Source organism: Streptococcus fermentans, assembly GCF_040888305.1.
Lineage (GTDB): Bacteria > Bacillota > Bacilli > Lactobacillales > Streptococcaceae > Streptococcus > Streptococcus fermentans.
Genome location: NZ_JBFNFG010000002.1, coordinates 1 through 13,882 on the forward strand (window position 1 = coordinate 1; position 13,882 = coordinate 13,882).

Annotated in this window: 16 protein-coding genes; all 16 read left to right on the forward strand. The window is 36.8% G+C overall.

Going from position 1 to position 13,882, the window contains the following annotated elements:
* Positions 1-233: 233 nt before the first annotated feature.
* The 16 genes from AB2B50_RS02335 to AB2B50_RS02410 all read left to right on the forward strand — a co-directional run bounded on the left by AB2B50_RS02335 (position 234) and on the right by AB2B50_RS02410 (position 13,834).
* Complete coding sequence (locus AB2B50_RS02335; protein ID WP_320692309.1) at positions 234-2,321, forward strand: Cna B-type domain-containing protein; 2,088 nt, start codon at positions 234-236, stop codon at positions 2,319-2,321.
* Between the two features lie 216 nt (positions 2,322-2,537).
* Positions 2,538-3,245 carry a glucosamine-6-phosphate deaminase gene (locus tag AB2B50_RS02340; RefSeq protein WP_049508421.1) on the forward strand — a complete coding sequence of 236 codons (708 nt, stop codon included), beginning with the start codon at positions 2,538-2,540 and terminating at the stop codon, positions 3,243-3,245.
* Positions 3,246-3,848: 603 nt separating this feature from the next.
* The gene (gene rpsU / locus AB2B50_RS02345) at positions 3,849-4,025 is read left to right on the forward strand and encodes a 30S ribosomal protein S21 (RefSeq protein WP_000048054.1); all 177 of its coding nucleotides are present in this window, start codon (positions 3,849-3,851) and stop codon (positions 4,023-4,025) included.
* Between the two features lie 187 nt (positions 4,026-4,212).
* Positions 4,213-5,148, forward strand: coding sequence for an HPr(Ser) kinase/phosphatase (gene hprK / locus AB2B50_RS02350; RefSeq protein ID WP_320692310.1), 936 nt, complete (start codon positions 4,213-4,215; stop codon positions 5,146-5,148).
* Positions 5,141-5,929 (forward strand): prolipoprotein diacylglyceryl transferase, encoded by a 789-nt coding sequence (gene lgt / locus AB2B50_RS02355; RefSeq protein ID WP_049504378.1) that lies wholly within the window; start codon positions 5,141-5,143, stop codon positions 5,927-5,929. The genes hprK and lgt overlap by 8 nt, the downstream gene beginning before the upstream one ends.
* Position 5,930: 1 nt before the next feature.
* Positions 5,931-6,314 (forward strand): DUF948 domain-containing protein, encoded by a 384-nt coding sequence (locus tag AB2B50_RS02360; RefSeq protein ID WP_414168104.1) that lies wholly within the window; start codon positions 5,931-5,933, stop codon positions 6,312-6,314.
* Between the two features lie 15 nt (positions 6,315-6,329).
* Positions 6,330-6,725, forward strand: coding sequence for a YtxH domain-containing protein (locus AB2B50_RS02365; RefSeq protein WP_320692311.1), 396 nt, complete (start codon positions 6,330-6,332; stop codon positions 6,723-6,725).
* An 86-nt stretch (positions 6,726-6,811) separates the two neighbouring features.
* Positions 6,812-7,942, forward strand: a complete 1,131-nt coding sequence (gene hemW, locus AB2B50_RS02370; RefSeq protein WP_320692312.1) for a radical SAM family heme chaperone HemW — start codon at positions 6,812-6,814, stop codon at positions 7,940-7,942.
* Between the two features lie 4 nt (positions 7,943-7,946).
* Positions 7,947-8,675 carry an acyl-[acyl-carrier-protein] thioesterase gene (locus AB2B50_RS02375; protein ID WP_320692313.1) on the forward strand — a complete coding sequence of 243 codons (729 nt, stop codon included), beginning with the start codon at positions 7,947-7,949 and terminating at the stop codon, positions 8,673-8,675.
* A gap of 21 nt (positions 8,676-8,696) precedes the next feature.
* Positions 8,697-9,491, forward strand: coding sequence for a TIR domain-containing protein (locus tag AB2B50_RS02380; protein WP_320692314.1), 795 nt, complete (start codon positions 8,697-8,699; stop codon positions 9,489-9,491).
* The gene (locus AB2B50_RS02385) at positions 9,481-10,254 is read left to right on the forward strand and encodes a TIGR01457 family HAD-type hydrolase (RefSeq protein ID WP_070458355.1); all 774 of its coding nucleotides are present in this window, start codon (positions 9,481-9,483) and stop codon (positions 10,252-10,254) included. The genes AB2B50_RS02380 and AB2B50_RS02385 overlap by 11 nt, the downstream gene beginning before the upstream one ends.
* Complete coding sequence (locus tag AB2B50_RS02390) at positions 10,244-10,867, forward strand: TIGR01906 family membrane protein (RefSeq protein ID WP_320692315.1); 624 nt, start codon at positions 10,244-10,246, stop codon at positions 10,865-10,867. Before AB2B50_RS02385 ends, AB2B50_RS02390 begins: the two co-directional genes overlap by 11 nt.
* A gap of 209 nt (positions 10,868-11,076) precedes the next feature.
* Positions 11,077-11,478, forward strand: coding sequence for a Spx/MgsR family RNA polymerase-binding regulatory protein (locus AB2B50_RS02395; RefSeq protein WP_000631256.1), 402 nt, complete (start codon positions 11,077-11,079; stop codon positions 11,476-11,478).
* Positions 11,479-11,757, forward strand: a complete 279-nt coding sequence (locus AB2B50_RS02400) for a UPF0223 family protein (RefSeq protein ID WP_001041984.1) — start codon at positions 11,479-11,481, stop codon at positions 11,755-11,757.
* Entirely contained in the window at positions 11,747-12,514 is a 768-nt protein-coding gene (locus AB2B50_RS02405; RefSeq protein WP_049548254.1) for an inositol monophosphatase family protein, read from the forward strand. Before AB2B50_RS02400 ends, AB2B50_RS02405 begins: the two co-directional genes overlap by 11 nt.
* 6 nt (positions 12,515-12,520) lie before the next feature.
* The gene (locus tag AB2B50_RS02410; protein WP_320692316.1) at positions 12,521-13,834 is read left to right on the forward strand and encodes an RsmF rRNA methyltransferase first C-terminal domain-containing protein; all 1,314 of its coding nucleotides are present in this window, start codon (positions 12,521-12,523) and stop codon (positions 13,832-13,834) included.
* The last annotated feature ends 48 nt before the right edge of the window (positions 13,835-13,882 follow it).

Below are 13,882 nucleotides of genomic sequence, written 5' to 3' on the forward strand. Positions count from 1 at the left end.
ATAATATCTATAGGGGATTTACCCACTACAAATATTATAGAGCCTTTATAATTTATTTAAGAAACCGAAAACTTTGAATAAATATAAATCTTTAAAATTAATTAAACACATAGTCAGTAATTGTACATTTTTCAAATAAGTATGGTATAATTTGATAAGACAATCAGATGTTTTCTAATCGTAAAGGAGGTTATTATGAAGCATAAATTGTCTAAATGTTTAACATTTTTTTAATGTTTTTGCTAATAGGCTTATCAATAGTTAAATTATCAAAAACAGTTCAAGCGGATTCGGTGACGGGTTATAATCTTGATACTAAGATTATTCATGAGAGATCTGGCCTTGAATTGAGTGATAATGTGGAAGTTATTGCTGGGGAACGTTTAATCGCAACTTATCAATTAACTTTTCCAGATAATCAGAATATCTCTGAGAATGATCAATTGATTTTAGATATTCCTAGAGAGCTCAGATTGATTACAAATTTGACCTTTGAAGTTACAAATAGTAAGGGTACGAAGGTTGGTGTTGCTCATACAGATCCTAGTACAGGAAAAGTTACGGTAACTTTTACAGATTATTTTTCTAAGAGACCTGAGAATAAAGAGCTTTCTTTACAATTTAATTTAACGATTAATCGAGAAGTCGTTAAGGAGAGTCAACCAGTTACTGTTACCATTGGTCATAAGACTTATAGCTTCAAGTACAAACAAGATAGTGGTGAAGCAGGCGACTATGAGATGAAATACGGTTATCAAGATGATACAGATCCAAGTATTATTAAGTGGCGTATTCTCTTGAATGCCAATCAAGATATGATTCGTGGGATGACAATTACGGATACTTTTGGTAATGGACAAACCTTAATTCCTGAATCATTTAGAGCTGTTCGTTATGATACACAACCTACAAAAATTCGTAATGAGGCTCATATTCTCACGTTAGAGCCATCAGATAACTTTTCAAACAAGGCAGTATTCACTAAAAATGCTCAAGGAGGAATCACAGGCTTTACGATTCCATTTGGAGATAACTATCATTGGGCAATGTATATTGAATACTCTACTAAATTACCAGATGGAGTTCCTGCAGGTTCATTAGTATCGAATAATTTGGCATGGTCTGCCACAAATTTTAAGACACGTAGTATGGTACGTGAAGTCCGTCTAGAGTCAGGATCAGGTTTTGGTAACGCTGAAAAATCAGAAACAGTTATCTTAAAGGCTCACAAAACTTTAAAAGGGAAAACACTAGAAAAAGATCAGTTTAACTTTGCACTTTATGATGCTGCAAACCCTAGTGAACCTCTTCAAATTGTAAAAAATGCTGAAGATGGAAGTGTAACCTTCAATGCTATTAAGTATAAAAAAGAAGGAGTTTACAACTATATCATTCGTGAAGTTCTTCCTGAAAGCACTGATAATTACGATTATGATAGCCATGAACTAAAGGTTACTGTAACAGTAACGGATGATGATGGTATCAAAATGGGAACAGTGTCTTACGGTGAAGAGGAAACTACATTTACCAATATTTACCGAGGAACTACAAGTATAAAAGGTAAGAAAATATGGGATGATGCTGATAATAAAGCTGGCATCCGTCCCGATGTTATAACTGTTCGTCTATTGGCTAATGGTAAAGAAGTAGCAAGTAAATCAGTAAAATCAGAAGAGAATTGGAACTTTATCTTTGAGCAGCTACCTAAAAATGATGCTGAAGGAAATGCAATTGTTTATACTGTAGCAGAAGATAAAGTTGCAGGATATACGACTGTTATTGATCAGAAAAACTATATTATCACTAATACACATGTCCCTAATATTCCTGATATTCCTGAAGTGACAGAATTAAAAGTCAGCAAGCTTTGGGAGGATGCTGATAATAAAGCAGGAAAACGCCCAAATAGCATTAAGGTACAACTCTATGCTGATGGAAGTAAAGTAGGGCAAGAAGTTATTTTAAACGAAGATAATAATTGGACTCATACTTTTACAAATCTTCCGAAATATATAGCAGGAAAAATGATTAGCTATACAATTAGTGAGGTCAATGTTCCTGAGGGATATGTATCAAAAACAGTTCGAGAAAAGGAAACGAACCTAGTCTTGATTAACACTTATCAACCACCAGTGCCTCCAGGTCCAGTAACGCCTCCAGGTCCAGTAACACCTCCAGCACCAGTAACATCGTCAACGCCTGAAAAGAAAAAGGCTAATGAGTTACCGAAAACAGGTGAACAGAAAACTACAGTCTTAATCGTTTTAGGAGTAGCACTTGGTTTAGTTGGATTGAGTTTGGTTGCCAAACGTAAAAAATAGTATAAGAAAAAAATCATTTTCTAAAATATAATCAGGAAGTGCTTCTGATAGAAGATTTAAGAGAGGACGTCAAACTCCTCTCTTTTTTTGCTTAAGGGTAGAACTCTTAATTGATTTGTTTAGTATATTTATATTTCCAACAAAAATAAACCGTTTTCACTTGACAAAAATTGGTCTATACCATATAATGAAATAAAGAATATGGAGGACAAAATTATGAAAGTTATTCAAGTGGAAAATCCAATTGAAGGTGGAAAAGTTGCTTTTGATATCTTAAAAGAAAAATTGGAAAACGGTGCACAAACATTAGGGCTTGCAACAGGAAGTAGCCCTCTGGAATTTTACCAACGAATCGTTGAGAGCGATCTTGATTTTTCAAATCTCACAAGTGTAAACTTGGATGAATACGTAGGTCTTGATGGGGATAATCCTCAATCATACCGTTACTTTATGCAAGAAAATCTATTTAACAAGAAACCGTTTAAAGAAAGTTTCTTGCCACGTGGTGTCAAGGATAATGCAGAAGCAGAAGTAGAACGCTACAACCAAATTCTTGCTGACCATCCAGTTGACCTACAAATTTTAGGAATTGGTCGCAATGGTCATATTGGCTTTAATGAACCAGGCACACCATTTGATAGCCAAACTCACCTTGTAGAGCTTGACCAGTCTACAATCGAAGCTAACGCGCGCTTCTTTGAGAAGATTGAAGATGTTCCAACACAAGCTATTTCAATGGGGATTAAAAATATTTTGGATGCTAAATCTATCCTTCTCTTTGCTTATGGGGAATCAAAAGCAGAAGCTATCGCTGGAACTGTTGAAGGTCCTGTGACAGAAAGTCTTCCAGCAAGCAGCCTGCAAAACCATCCAGATGTGACTATTATCGCAGATGCAGCAGCACTCAGCTTGTTAAAGAAATAAGATTTTTATCATTAAAGACCATTCGATCCTATGGATTGGGTGGTTTTTTGGTCTGGATATGTTCAAAAATGAATACAGTTTTTCTGAAAGTGGTACAATAGTTCTAATAGTAGGGTGTATGATAGATTTTCCCTTGAAAAGAAGAATATATAATCTCCATTTTTTGAGAATTATTAATTCTTGAAAAAGAAATGTTATAGGTATTGATATGAAGAAGACAAATTTGATTGTTCTGCACTTTCTGCTTTTTGTCAGTATTTAGCAAAGATAGAAGCTATCAGTTTAGCTCAACTAAAGGATTTACATTTTATTCAAGAGCAGATACTTAAACATCTTGTCTGGCATTTTGATAGTCAGGATCTGTATATCATTTCTGATTTACCGTCAGATTATGGGAAATATCTAGATTCCATTGAGTGTGAAATAAATGAATTATTTGGCCGTCTGGAATGAATTTTATAAGTTGGGAACTAGGTTAGGTGTAAGGGGTAAATTTTGTAAAAATTAAATTGAATGATTTGGGAGAATTTCATTTTTTTCTTGACAATTTTCTTTATTCCGTGTAAAATAGAATAGATCTTGAACTTGAAGGGAGTGAAAAAAATGTCTAAAACAGTAGTACGTAAGAATGAATCTCTTGACGATGCTCTTCGTCGTTTCAAACGTGCAGTTACTAAAGCTGGTACTCTTCAAGAAACACGCAAACGTGAATTCTATGAAAAACCTTCTGTAAAACGCAAACGTAAATCAGAAGCAGCTCGTAAACGTAAAAAATTCTAATTAATAAGAAAGGCTAGACTTGTCTAGTCTTTTTTTGTTAGCTTCTAAGAGTCTGTTTAATCCCTTTTGATTGTTAAAATTATAAAGGTTACTTTCTTAAATAAATACCTCAAATACTGTTAAAAACATAAACTTCCTACTACAATTTGATATAATAGTAGGGAGAACTCGATTGAAGGAGAAAATTATGTCGGTTTTAGTCAAAGAAGTGATTGATAAGCTCAGACTAGACATTGTCTATGGTGAGCCAGAATTACTTGAAAAAGAAATCAATACAGGCGATATTTGTCGTCCAGGTCTCGAAATGACAGGTTATTTTGATTACTATACCCCAGAGCGGATTCAACTATTGGGGATGAAAGAGTGGTCTTATCTGATTAGCATGTCTTCTAATAATCGCTACCATGTTTTGCAGAAATTGTTCCAACCGGAAACACCTGCAGTTATTGTTGCGCGTGGTTTAGTGGTTCCAGAGGAAATGCTAAAGGCTGCTAGAGAATGTAAAATAGCTATTTTAACGAGTCGTACAGCAACAAGTCGTCTGTCTGGGGAATTGTCAAGTTACCTAGATTCTCGTTTGGCTGAGCGTGAAAGTGTACATGGTGTCTTGATGGATATCTATGGTATGGGTGTGTTAATCCAGGGCGACAGTGGTATTGGTAAGAGTGAGACAGGTCTAGAACTCGTGAAACGAGGACACCGTTTGGTGGCTGATGACCGTGTAGATATCTATGCTAAGGATGAAATGACTCTCTGGGGTGAACCAGCTGAAATCTTGAAGCATTTACTTGAGATTCGTGGTGTTGGTATTATAGATGTGATGAGTCTTTATGGTGCCAGCGCAGTTAAGGATTCTTCACAAGTTCAGTTAGCTGTCTATCTTGAAAATTATGACACGCAAAAGACTTTTGATCGCCTAGGCAATAATGCTGAGGAATTGGAGATTTCTGGAGTATCCATTCCACGTATCCGCATTCCTGTAAAAACAGGACGTAATATTTCTGTAGTTATCGAAGCAGCAGCGATGAATTATCGTGCTAAGGAAATGGGCTTTGATGCTACTCGCTTGTTTGAAGAAAGATTGACAAATCTGATTGCAAAGAACGAGGTGAAAGATGATTGATCCAATCGCTTTTCAAATTGGTCCTTTAGCTGTTAGATGGTATGCACTCTGCATTGTTTCAGGTCTTGTTTTAGCGGTATATCTTGCCAGTAAAGAAGCGCCTAAAAAGAAGATTTTATCTGATGATATTTTGGACTTTATCTTAATTGCCTTTCCTTTATCCATCATTGGTGCTAGACTCTACTATGTTATTTTTAGATTTGATTATTATAGCCAACATCTGGGAGAGATTTTTGCTATTTGGAATGGTGGTCTTGCGATTTATGGTGGTTTAATTACTGGAGCGATTGTTCTCTATATCTTTGCTGATCGCAAATTAATCAATACTTGGGATTTCTTAGATATTGCAGCTCCGAGCGTCATGATTGCTCAGAGTCTAGGGCGTTGGGGAAACTTCTTTAACCAAGAAGCTTATGGAGCAGTCGTTGAAAATCTTGATTACTTACCTGATTTTATTAAGAATCAGATGTATATTGATGGCTCTTACCGCCAACCGACCTTCTTATACGAATCTATCTGGAATCTGATCGGTTTTGCCTTGATTGTCATTTTTAGACGCCGATTAAAGAATATCCGTCGTGGTCATATCACTGCTTTTTATCTAATTTGGTACGGATTTGGACGTATGATTATCGAGGGCATGCGTACGGATAGTCTCATGTTCTTTGGACTCCGAGTATCCCAGTGGTTGTCTGCCCTATTGATTGGCCTCGGTATTTATATCATCTTTTATCAAAATCGGAAAAAAGCACCATTTTATAATGTAAAAAAGGAGAATTAAAATGTTAGAAGTGGCTTATATTATTGTGGCGATTGCCTTGGTTGTATTTTTAGTTTATCTGATTATTACCCTTCAAAAAGTTGGTCGTGTAATTGATGAAACTGAAAAAACTGTTAAAACTTTAACATCAGATGTAGATGTAACTCTTCATCAAACAAATGAATTGCTTACAAAGGTCAACGTTCTTGTTGATGATATCAATGTCAAAGTTGCTACAATTGATCCCCTCTTTACAGCTGTTGCAGACCTCTCTGTTTCTGTTTCTGACCTAAATGAACAAGCACGTGTTTTGAGTAAAAAGGCATCATCTGCAGGTTCAAAAACATTAAAGACTAGTGCAGGCTTATCTGCCGTTCGTGTTGCAAGTAAATTTTTTAAAAAATAAAAAAGGAGTTGACTAATGGGAAAACTATCATCTATCCTTTTAGGAACAGTTTCAGGTGTTGCAGCTGCCTTGTTTCTAACAAGTGACAAAGGAAAACAAGTTAGAAGCCAAGCACAAGAATTTTTAGAAGATCTAAAAGAAGATCCTGAGTATGCTAAAGAGCAGGTTTATGAAAAATTAACGGATGTCAAAGAACAAACCAAAGAATTTGTTCTTAAAACAAAAGAGCAGATTGAATCTGGGGAAATTACTCTTGACACTGTTCTTGATAAAGCAAAATATCATGCTCAACAAGCGACTGAAGCTTCAAAAGAAACCTTGAATCATTTTAAATCACAACTGGAAGAGAAAGTAGTTGTGGAAGAAAAAGAAACTGGTCAAGAAATTGTCATCGAGCTTCAAGAAAATTAACATAGAATCACCATTTCTTGGTTTTCTAGAAAATCAAGAATGGTGATTTTTTTCTTGAGTGAACTCTTTGTGGTATAATAAATACTATGCAGAAGAAACCGACATCAGCCTATGTGCATATTCCGTTTTGCACACAGATTTGTTATTATTGTGACTTTTCAAAGGTCTTTATTAAAAATCAGCCAGTAGACAGCTATCTAGAGCATCTACTGCAAGAATTTCATTCTTATGATATTCAAAAATTGCGTACACTCTATATTGGTGGTGGGACACCGACAGCCTTGTCTGCTTCTCAATTGGAAGTTTTGTTAGAAGGATTGACTAAAAATCTGGACTTATCAATGTTGGAAGAGTTGACCATTGAGGCTAATCCTGGTGACCTGGATGCTGATAAGATTGCTGTCTTGCAAAATTCTGCAGTTAATCGTGTATCACTAGGAGTTCAGACCTTTGATGACAAAATGCTGAAAAAGATTGGGCGTAGTCATACGGAAAAGGATATTTATGAAAATATCGATCGTCTCAAACTTGCTGGTTTTGATAATATTTCCATTGACCTGATTTACGCTCTTCCTGGTCAGACTATGGACCAGGTCAAGGACAATGTTGCCAAGGCCATCGCTTTGGATATTCCCCACATGAGTCTCTATAGCTTGATTTTGGAAAACCATACGGTCTTTATGAATCGTATGCGTTGCGGGAAATTACCACTTCCTAAAGAAGAAGTAGAAGCTGAAATGTTCGAATATATCATTGCTGAATTAGAGAGTGCTGGTTTTGAGCATTATGAGATTTCTAATTTTTCTAAACCAGGATTTGAAAGTCGCCATAATCTTATGTACTGGGACAATGCTGAGTATTATGGTATAGGTGCAGGTGCGTCTGGCTATGTAAACGGTGTTCGCTATAAAAACCATGGGCCTATCCGCCATTATCTAAAGGCAGTAGAAGAAGGCAATGCTCGCATCAATGAGGAATATCTGAGTCTAAGGGAACAAATGGAGGAAGAGATGTTTCTTGGACTTCGCAAGAAGACAGGTGTTTCCATGAAACGATTCGAAGAAAAATTTGGTACATCTTTTGACAATTTATATGGTCAAGTTGTAAGAGATTTGTGTCATCAAGGTCTTTTACAAGTAGAAGGTCAACAAATACGAATGACAAAAAAAGGTCTCTTTTTAGGAGATACAGTAGCAGAACGATTTATATTGGAGTAGAATTATGGGCTTAACTTATCAAATGAAGATGAAAATTCCTTTTGATATGGCTGACATGAATGGTCATATCAAACTACCAGACGTTATCTTGCTGTCCTTACAGGTATCAGGGATGCAGTCAATTGAGCTGGGAGTGAGTGATAAGGATGTTTTAGAACAGTATAATCTAGTCTGGATTATCACTGATTATGATATCGATGTTGTACGTTTACCTCAATTTGCTGAGGAAATCACCATTGAAACGGAAGCCTTGACTTACAATCGTCTATTTTGCTACCGCCGTTTTACTATTTATGATGAAGCTGGTCAAGAAATCATTCGCATGGTAGCTACCTTTGTCCTTATGGATCGTGATAGTCGGAAGGTCCACCCTGTAGAACCAGAAATTGTCGCCCCTTATCAATCTGAGTTTTCTAAGAAACTTCTTCGCGGGCCAAAATACGCAGAGCTGGAAGAAGCGATTAGCAAAGATTACCACGTTCGTTTTTATGACTTGGATATGAATGGCCACGTCAATAACAGCAAATATCTAGACTGGATTTTTGAGGTCATGGGGGCAGATTTCCTAACCAATCATATTCCTAAAAAAATCAACCTCAAGTATGTCAAGGAAGTTCGACCAGGTGGTATGATCACTTCAAGTTACGAATTGAATCAACTAGAAAGCAACCACCAAGTCTCAAGTGATGGTGACATCAATGCTCAGGCAAAGATAACTTGGCAAGAAATATAATATAATTTTAAGGAGAAAGAAATGAGAATATTTTTAAGTTGGTCTGGATATAGAAGTAACTATTTGGCGAAGTGTTTTAAAGAATGGCTTCCCAATGTTTTACAATATGTCGAACCCTACATGTCAGAAAAAGATATAAAACTTGGAGAGAGGTGGGGGAAAAGCATAGAAGAAAACTTACGTTCTAATGATTTTGGTCTGGTGTTTATAACACCAGAAAATATAGATGCACCATGGATAAATTTTGAAGCAGGTGCACTATCAAAATCGTTGCAATCTCGATTAGTTCCGATTTTGTATGATACACAAGTTACTATTCTAAATAATGGTCCTCTTAAGCAATTTCAATCGTCAAAAGAAGTTTCAAAAGAATCCATTAAGCAGCTAATTCTGGATATAAATGAGTTTGCTGAAGAGACTGAACGTTTGAAAGAAGAACGTTTGGAATCAGCATTTGAGAAGTGGTGGGAAGATTTAGAGGAAAATTTAAATAAGACACCTGAAAATACTGAAGATAAAGAGCAAAAAATCCCTTCAAATGAGGAAATGTTAAATGTTATATTACATGAGATCAAGAATTTAAGAGAGCTTAATAGAAATCCTATAAGAAGGCTCCCTAATATATTTAATATTCCAATTGAACTATTAGATGATTTGGAAAAAATTAAGTTTGATCTTTCTAAGATGAAAGACGCAGTAGAATTTGATATTGATGAATCAAAGATTGAAACATTAGATATTGATATAGCTAAAATTTCAAAGGCTATATCTTATCTACAGAATTATAGACGAGAAACGAGAATAAATGACTTATAAAGGATATTTAATTGATTTAGACGGAACAATCTATAAGGGAAAAGATAGAATTCCAGCAGGTGAAGCTTTTGTTCATGAGTTACAAAAAAGAGAGATTCCTTATCTTTTTGTAACAAACAACACCACTCGTACACCTGAAAGTGTTCAAGAGATGCTAGCCAATCAGTTTAACATTGACACGCCTGTATCGACGATCTATACTGCAACTTTAGCTACAATTGATTACATGAATGACCTAGGACTTGAAAAGACAGTCTATGTCATCGGAGAAGCAGGCCTAAAGGAGGCCATTCAAGCAGCAGGGTATGTCGAAGATAAAGAGAATCCAGCCTATGTGGTTGTTGGTTTGGACTGGCAAGTAGACTATGAAAAATTTGCTACTGCAACCCTAGCTATCCATAAAGGTGCTCATTTTATCGGCACCAACCCAGATTTAAATATTCCAACGGAACGTGGACTTTTACCTGGTGCCGGTTCTCTGATTACTCTTCTTGAAGCAGCAACTCGCGTAAAACCAGTTTATATTGGAAAACCAAACGCGATTATTATGGACAAGGCTGTTGAACACCTAGGACTTGAACGCCAAGAAATTGTCATGGTGGGAGATAATTATCTTACTGATATTCGAGCTGGTATTGACAATGGCATTCCTAGTCTTTTGGTAACGACAGGATTTACAAAACCTGAAGAAGTAGAGGATTTGCCAATTGCACCAACTCATGTCCTCTCAAGTCTAGCGGAGTGGAATTTCGATGAAAACTAAGTTTACTTTTGTAGGAAGTATTCTCTTTCTCCTCTCGCTTGCGATTTTATTGACTATTTACCTGGCTTGGTTGATTTACCCTCTGGAGATTTCTTGGTTAAACTTGACAAATCGTGTTCATCTGCAACCTCAGACCATCCAGCATAATTTTAATGTTTTGATGGATTATTTGACCAATCCATTAAATCAAGCATTGGGAATGCCAGATTTTCCTTCATCAGCTTCTGGCATCCATCATTTTGCAGTTGTGAAGGGATTCTTCCATCTAGCGCAAGGAGTAGCGATAGTTACCCTACCGATTTTCTATCTTTTTTGGAAGCAAGTCATTCAGAAAGGTTTTCTGCCACTCTATCGTAGAGCACTCTTAATCATACTTTCTCTACCTTTGGTTCTTGGTTTAGTTGGTGTCTTCATTGGATTTGAGCAGTTCTTTACTTTGTTTCACCAAATTCTTTTTGTAGGTGATGATACCTGGTTATTTGATCCGGCAAAGGATCCAGTCATTCTTATCCTACCAGAGGACTTTTTCCTCCATGCCTTTCTTCTATTTTTCTGCTTGTATGAATTGATTTTTGGATTTATGTACCTTCAGAGTCGAAAAACAAATAGATAAGTGAAGAAAAGTATTACTGATTCCAAATAAAATGTAGGAAAAACTATCGTTTATAACATGAATATTTCTATATTTAAGCAAAACATTCATATGTGATTCCCAAAAACCTATTTTTCTTGAAAAAGTAGGTTTTTTTACGGAAATAACTAGTCAAGCGCTTTATTTTTTTGTATAATAGAAATAGAAAAGTATGTAAAGAAGAGGAAAGCATGATTACACTATTTTTATCACCGAGTTGTACATCATGTCGTAAAGCAAAGGCCTGGCTTGAGAAGCATAAAGTGCCCTTCCAAGAGCATAATATTATGACCAGCCCTTTAACGAGAAAAGAACTGCAACACATTCTTTCCTTGACCGAAAATGGTACTGATGACATCATCTCGACTCGTTCAAAGATTTTTCAAAAATTGAATATTGATGTAGAGAGTATCTCAGTATCGGAGTTGCTTCATTTAATTGAGCAGTATCCAAGTCTTTTGCGTCGTCCGATTATTATTGATGCCAAGCGGATGCAAATCGGTTTTAATGAAGATGAGATTCGTGCTTTTCTCCCTCGTAGTTACCGTAAACAAGAACTGAAAGAAGCTACATTGAGAGCTGGTATTAATTAGATGAATAAACAGTATAGTTACCCACTAGATTTGTCGTGGAGCACTGAAGAACTTGCTTCAGTGCTTTCTTTTTTTAATGATGTTGAAGCAGCCTATGAGACTAAGGTAGAAGCAAAGAAACTACTAGATTCCTACAAGGGATTCAAAGCGGTTGTTCCAAGCAAGAGTGAAGAGAAACGCTTGGGCCGTGAATTTGAATCTGCAAGTGGTTATTCCTTCTATCGAGTTGTCCAATTAGCCAAAGAACAAGGGGAAGGGAAGATTTCGCTTGGAAAATAAATTTGTATTTGCCAAAGAGATTGTCAAGGAAGCAGGAGACTATATTCTAGCTCACATGCAGGAAGAATTGCATATTGAGAGAAAATCATCTCCTACAGACTTGGTGACTCGTTTGGACAAGGAAGTTCAGAATTTTTTGGTTGATAGGATTCGTTCGCATTATCCTGATGACCAATTTTGTGCAGAAGAGGGCTGTCTGCGTGCTTCAGTTGGATATGGATCTGTTTGGGTCATTGATCCCATTGATGGTACTAACAACTTTGTCGCACAAGGTGAAGATTTCGCCATTATGGTAGCGTATTTTGAAAACGGTGTGGGTCAGTTTGGGATCATTTATGATGTCATGAAAGGTCATTGTTATCATGGAGGAGGTGCTTTTCAGGCCTGTCTCAATGAAGAACTCTTGCCGAATTTTAAGGATAAGCCCTTGCGTGATTTTCTAATTGCGAGTAATGCTGGTATGTTGGAAACAAACGCTTGGGGTGTAGCAGAATTGGCTAATGCTTCACTTGGTGTGCGAATATATGGAAGTGCAGCTATCAGCTTTTCAAAAATCCTCTCAGGTCAGCTATTGACCTATATCACCTATCTCCAACCTTGGGATTATGCTGCAGCTAGTATTATAGGAGAAAGTTTAGGGTATCAGATTGTAACCTTAACTGGAGAACCGGTGGATTTTCAGACACGACAACCAATTATGATGGTTCCAACTGACAAGTTGGCAGAAATCCAATCCTATATCTATGAAAGGAAATAAACTTACATGCAATTTCCAGAAGGATTTGTAAAAAAATATGAAGTAATATTGGGAGATGAGGCAAGAGCTTTTCTTGCCTCTTTTGATGATGAGGCAGTTTCCGCTTTTCGCATCAATCCCTTAAAAGAAAGCCAAGTTTCTTTTTCAGATGCTATTCCACATACACCTTGGGGCTATTATGGCAAGGTTTCTGGGAAATCTCCTGAGCATGTAACAGGTTTGGTCTATTCCCAAGAACCTGCTGCACAAATGGTTGCACAAGTAGCTCAACCAAAACCAGGTATGAAGGTCTTGGACTTGGCAGCGGCTCCCGGTGGTAAATCCACTCAACTTGCAGCCTATCTTGCAGGAGAAGGTCTTCTTGTTTCCAATGAAATTTCTAGCAAGCGAGCTAAGATTTTGGTTGAAAATATGGAACGGTTTGGAGCGTCAAATGTAGTTGTGACCAATGAATCTGCCGATCGTTTGGCTAAAGTGTTTAAGGGATATTTTGACCTAATTGTTCTAGATGCTCCATGTTCTGGAGAAGGGATGTTCCGAAAACAGCCAGATGCTATGGATTATTGGAGTGTAGAATATCCAAGCCAATGTGCTGACTTGCAGCGTGAAATTCTAGAGGATGCGGTCACCATGTTGGCTGATGGTGGCCGTTTGGTCTATTCTACCTGTACCTGGGCTCCAGAAGAAAATGAAGAAATTGTCCAATGGTTACTGGATAGCTATGATTTTGAATTGATCCCAGTTCAACATATCAATGGAATGGTCCCTGGGATTGACTTACCTGAAGCCGCTAGAATGTACCCACATCACTTTAAGGGAGAAGGACAGTTTGTTGCCCATTTACAATTTCGAGGGGAAAATAAAGTCTCTAAGTTCAAGCCTTCTAAATCCAACCTCTCTCGAGAACAGATTTCCTTATGGCAGGATTTTGAGAAGAAACATTTAAAAGAGAAACTGGCTGGAGTCCTACAGGTTTTTGGAGACCAACTGTATTTATTGCCAGAAGGTCTACCAGATTTAGGAAAACTAAGAATTGCACGAAACGGACTTCATCTTGGAACCTTTAAGAAAAAACGTTTTGAACCAAGTTTTGCACTTGGCCTAGCTTTGAAACCAAGTCAAGTCAATCAAGGAATTGAAATTCATCAAGAGGACTTTGTCAAATATGTATCTGGTGAAACAGTTCAATTATCTGAAACTTTGCCAAATGGGTGGTACCAAGTTTTGGTTGCTGGAAATGGTTTAGGTTTTGCAAAAGTGACAGGAAATACATTGAAGAATTATTTCCCTAAGGGCTTGAGGTTTCAGGTGAAAAACTAGTCAAAATCAGTATTCTATGTTATAGTGGAAGTATGGATTTTTTGCATA

Coding starts and splice junctions, on each gene's coding strand:
- AB2B50_RS02335 (WP_320692309.1), top strand. CDS start 234: ATGTTTTTGCTAATAGGCTTATCAATAGTTAAATTATCAAAAACAGTT.
- AB2B50_RS02340 (WP_049508421.1), top strand. CDS start 2,538: ATGAAAGTTATTCAAGTGGAAAATCCAATTGAAGGTGGAAAAGTTGCT.
- rpsU (WP_000048054.1), top strand. CDS start 3,849: ATGTCTAAAACAGTAGTACGTAAGAATGAATCTCTTGACGATGCTCTT.
- hprK (WP_320692310.1), top strand. CDS start 4,213: ATGTCGGTTTTAGTCAAAGAAGTGATTGATAAGCTCAGACTAGACATT.
- lgt (WP_049504378.1), top strand. CDS start 5,141: ATGATTGATCCAATCGCTTTTCAAATTGGTCCTTTAGCTGTTAGATGG.
- AB2B50_RS02360 (WP_414168104.1), top strand. CDS start 5,931: ATGTTAGAAGTGGCTTATATTATTGTGGCGATTGCCTTGGTTGTATTT.
- AB2B50_RS02365 (WP_320692311.1), top strand. CDS start 6,330: ATGGGAAAACTATCATCTATCCTTTTAGGAACAGTTTCAGGTGTTGCA.
- hemW (WP_320692312.1), top strand. CDS start 6,812: ATGCAGAAGAAACCGACATCAGCCTATGTGCATATTCCGTTTTGCACA.
- AB2B50_RS02375 (WP_320692313.1), top strand. CDS start 7,947: ATGGGCTTAACTTATCAAATGAAGATGAAAATTCCTTTTGATATGGCT.
- AB2B50_RS02380 (WP_320692314.1), top strand. CDS start 8,697: ATGAGAATATTTTTAAGTTGGTCTGGATATAGAAGTAACTATTTGGCG.
- AB2B50_RS02385 (WP_070458355.1), top strand. CDS start 9,481: ATGACTTATAAAGGATATTTAATTGATTTAGACGGAACAATCTATAAG.
- AB2B50_RS02390 (WP_320692315.1), top strand. CDS start 10,244: ATGAAAACTAAGTTTACTTTTGTAGGAAGTATTCTCTTTCTCCTCTCG.
- AB2B50_RS02395 (WP_000631256.1), top strand. CDS start 11,077: ATGATTACACTATTTTTATCACCGAGTTGTACATCATGTCGTAAAGCA.
- AB2B50_RS02400 (WP_001041984.1), top strand. CDS start 11,479: ATGAATAAACAGTATAGTTACCCACTAGATTTGTCGTGGAGCACTGAA.
- AB2B50_RS02410 (WP_320692316.1), top strand. CDS start 12,521: ATGCAATTTCCAGAAGGATTTGTAAAAAAATATGAAGTAATATTGGGA.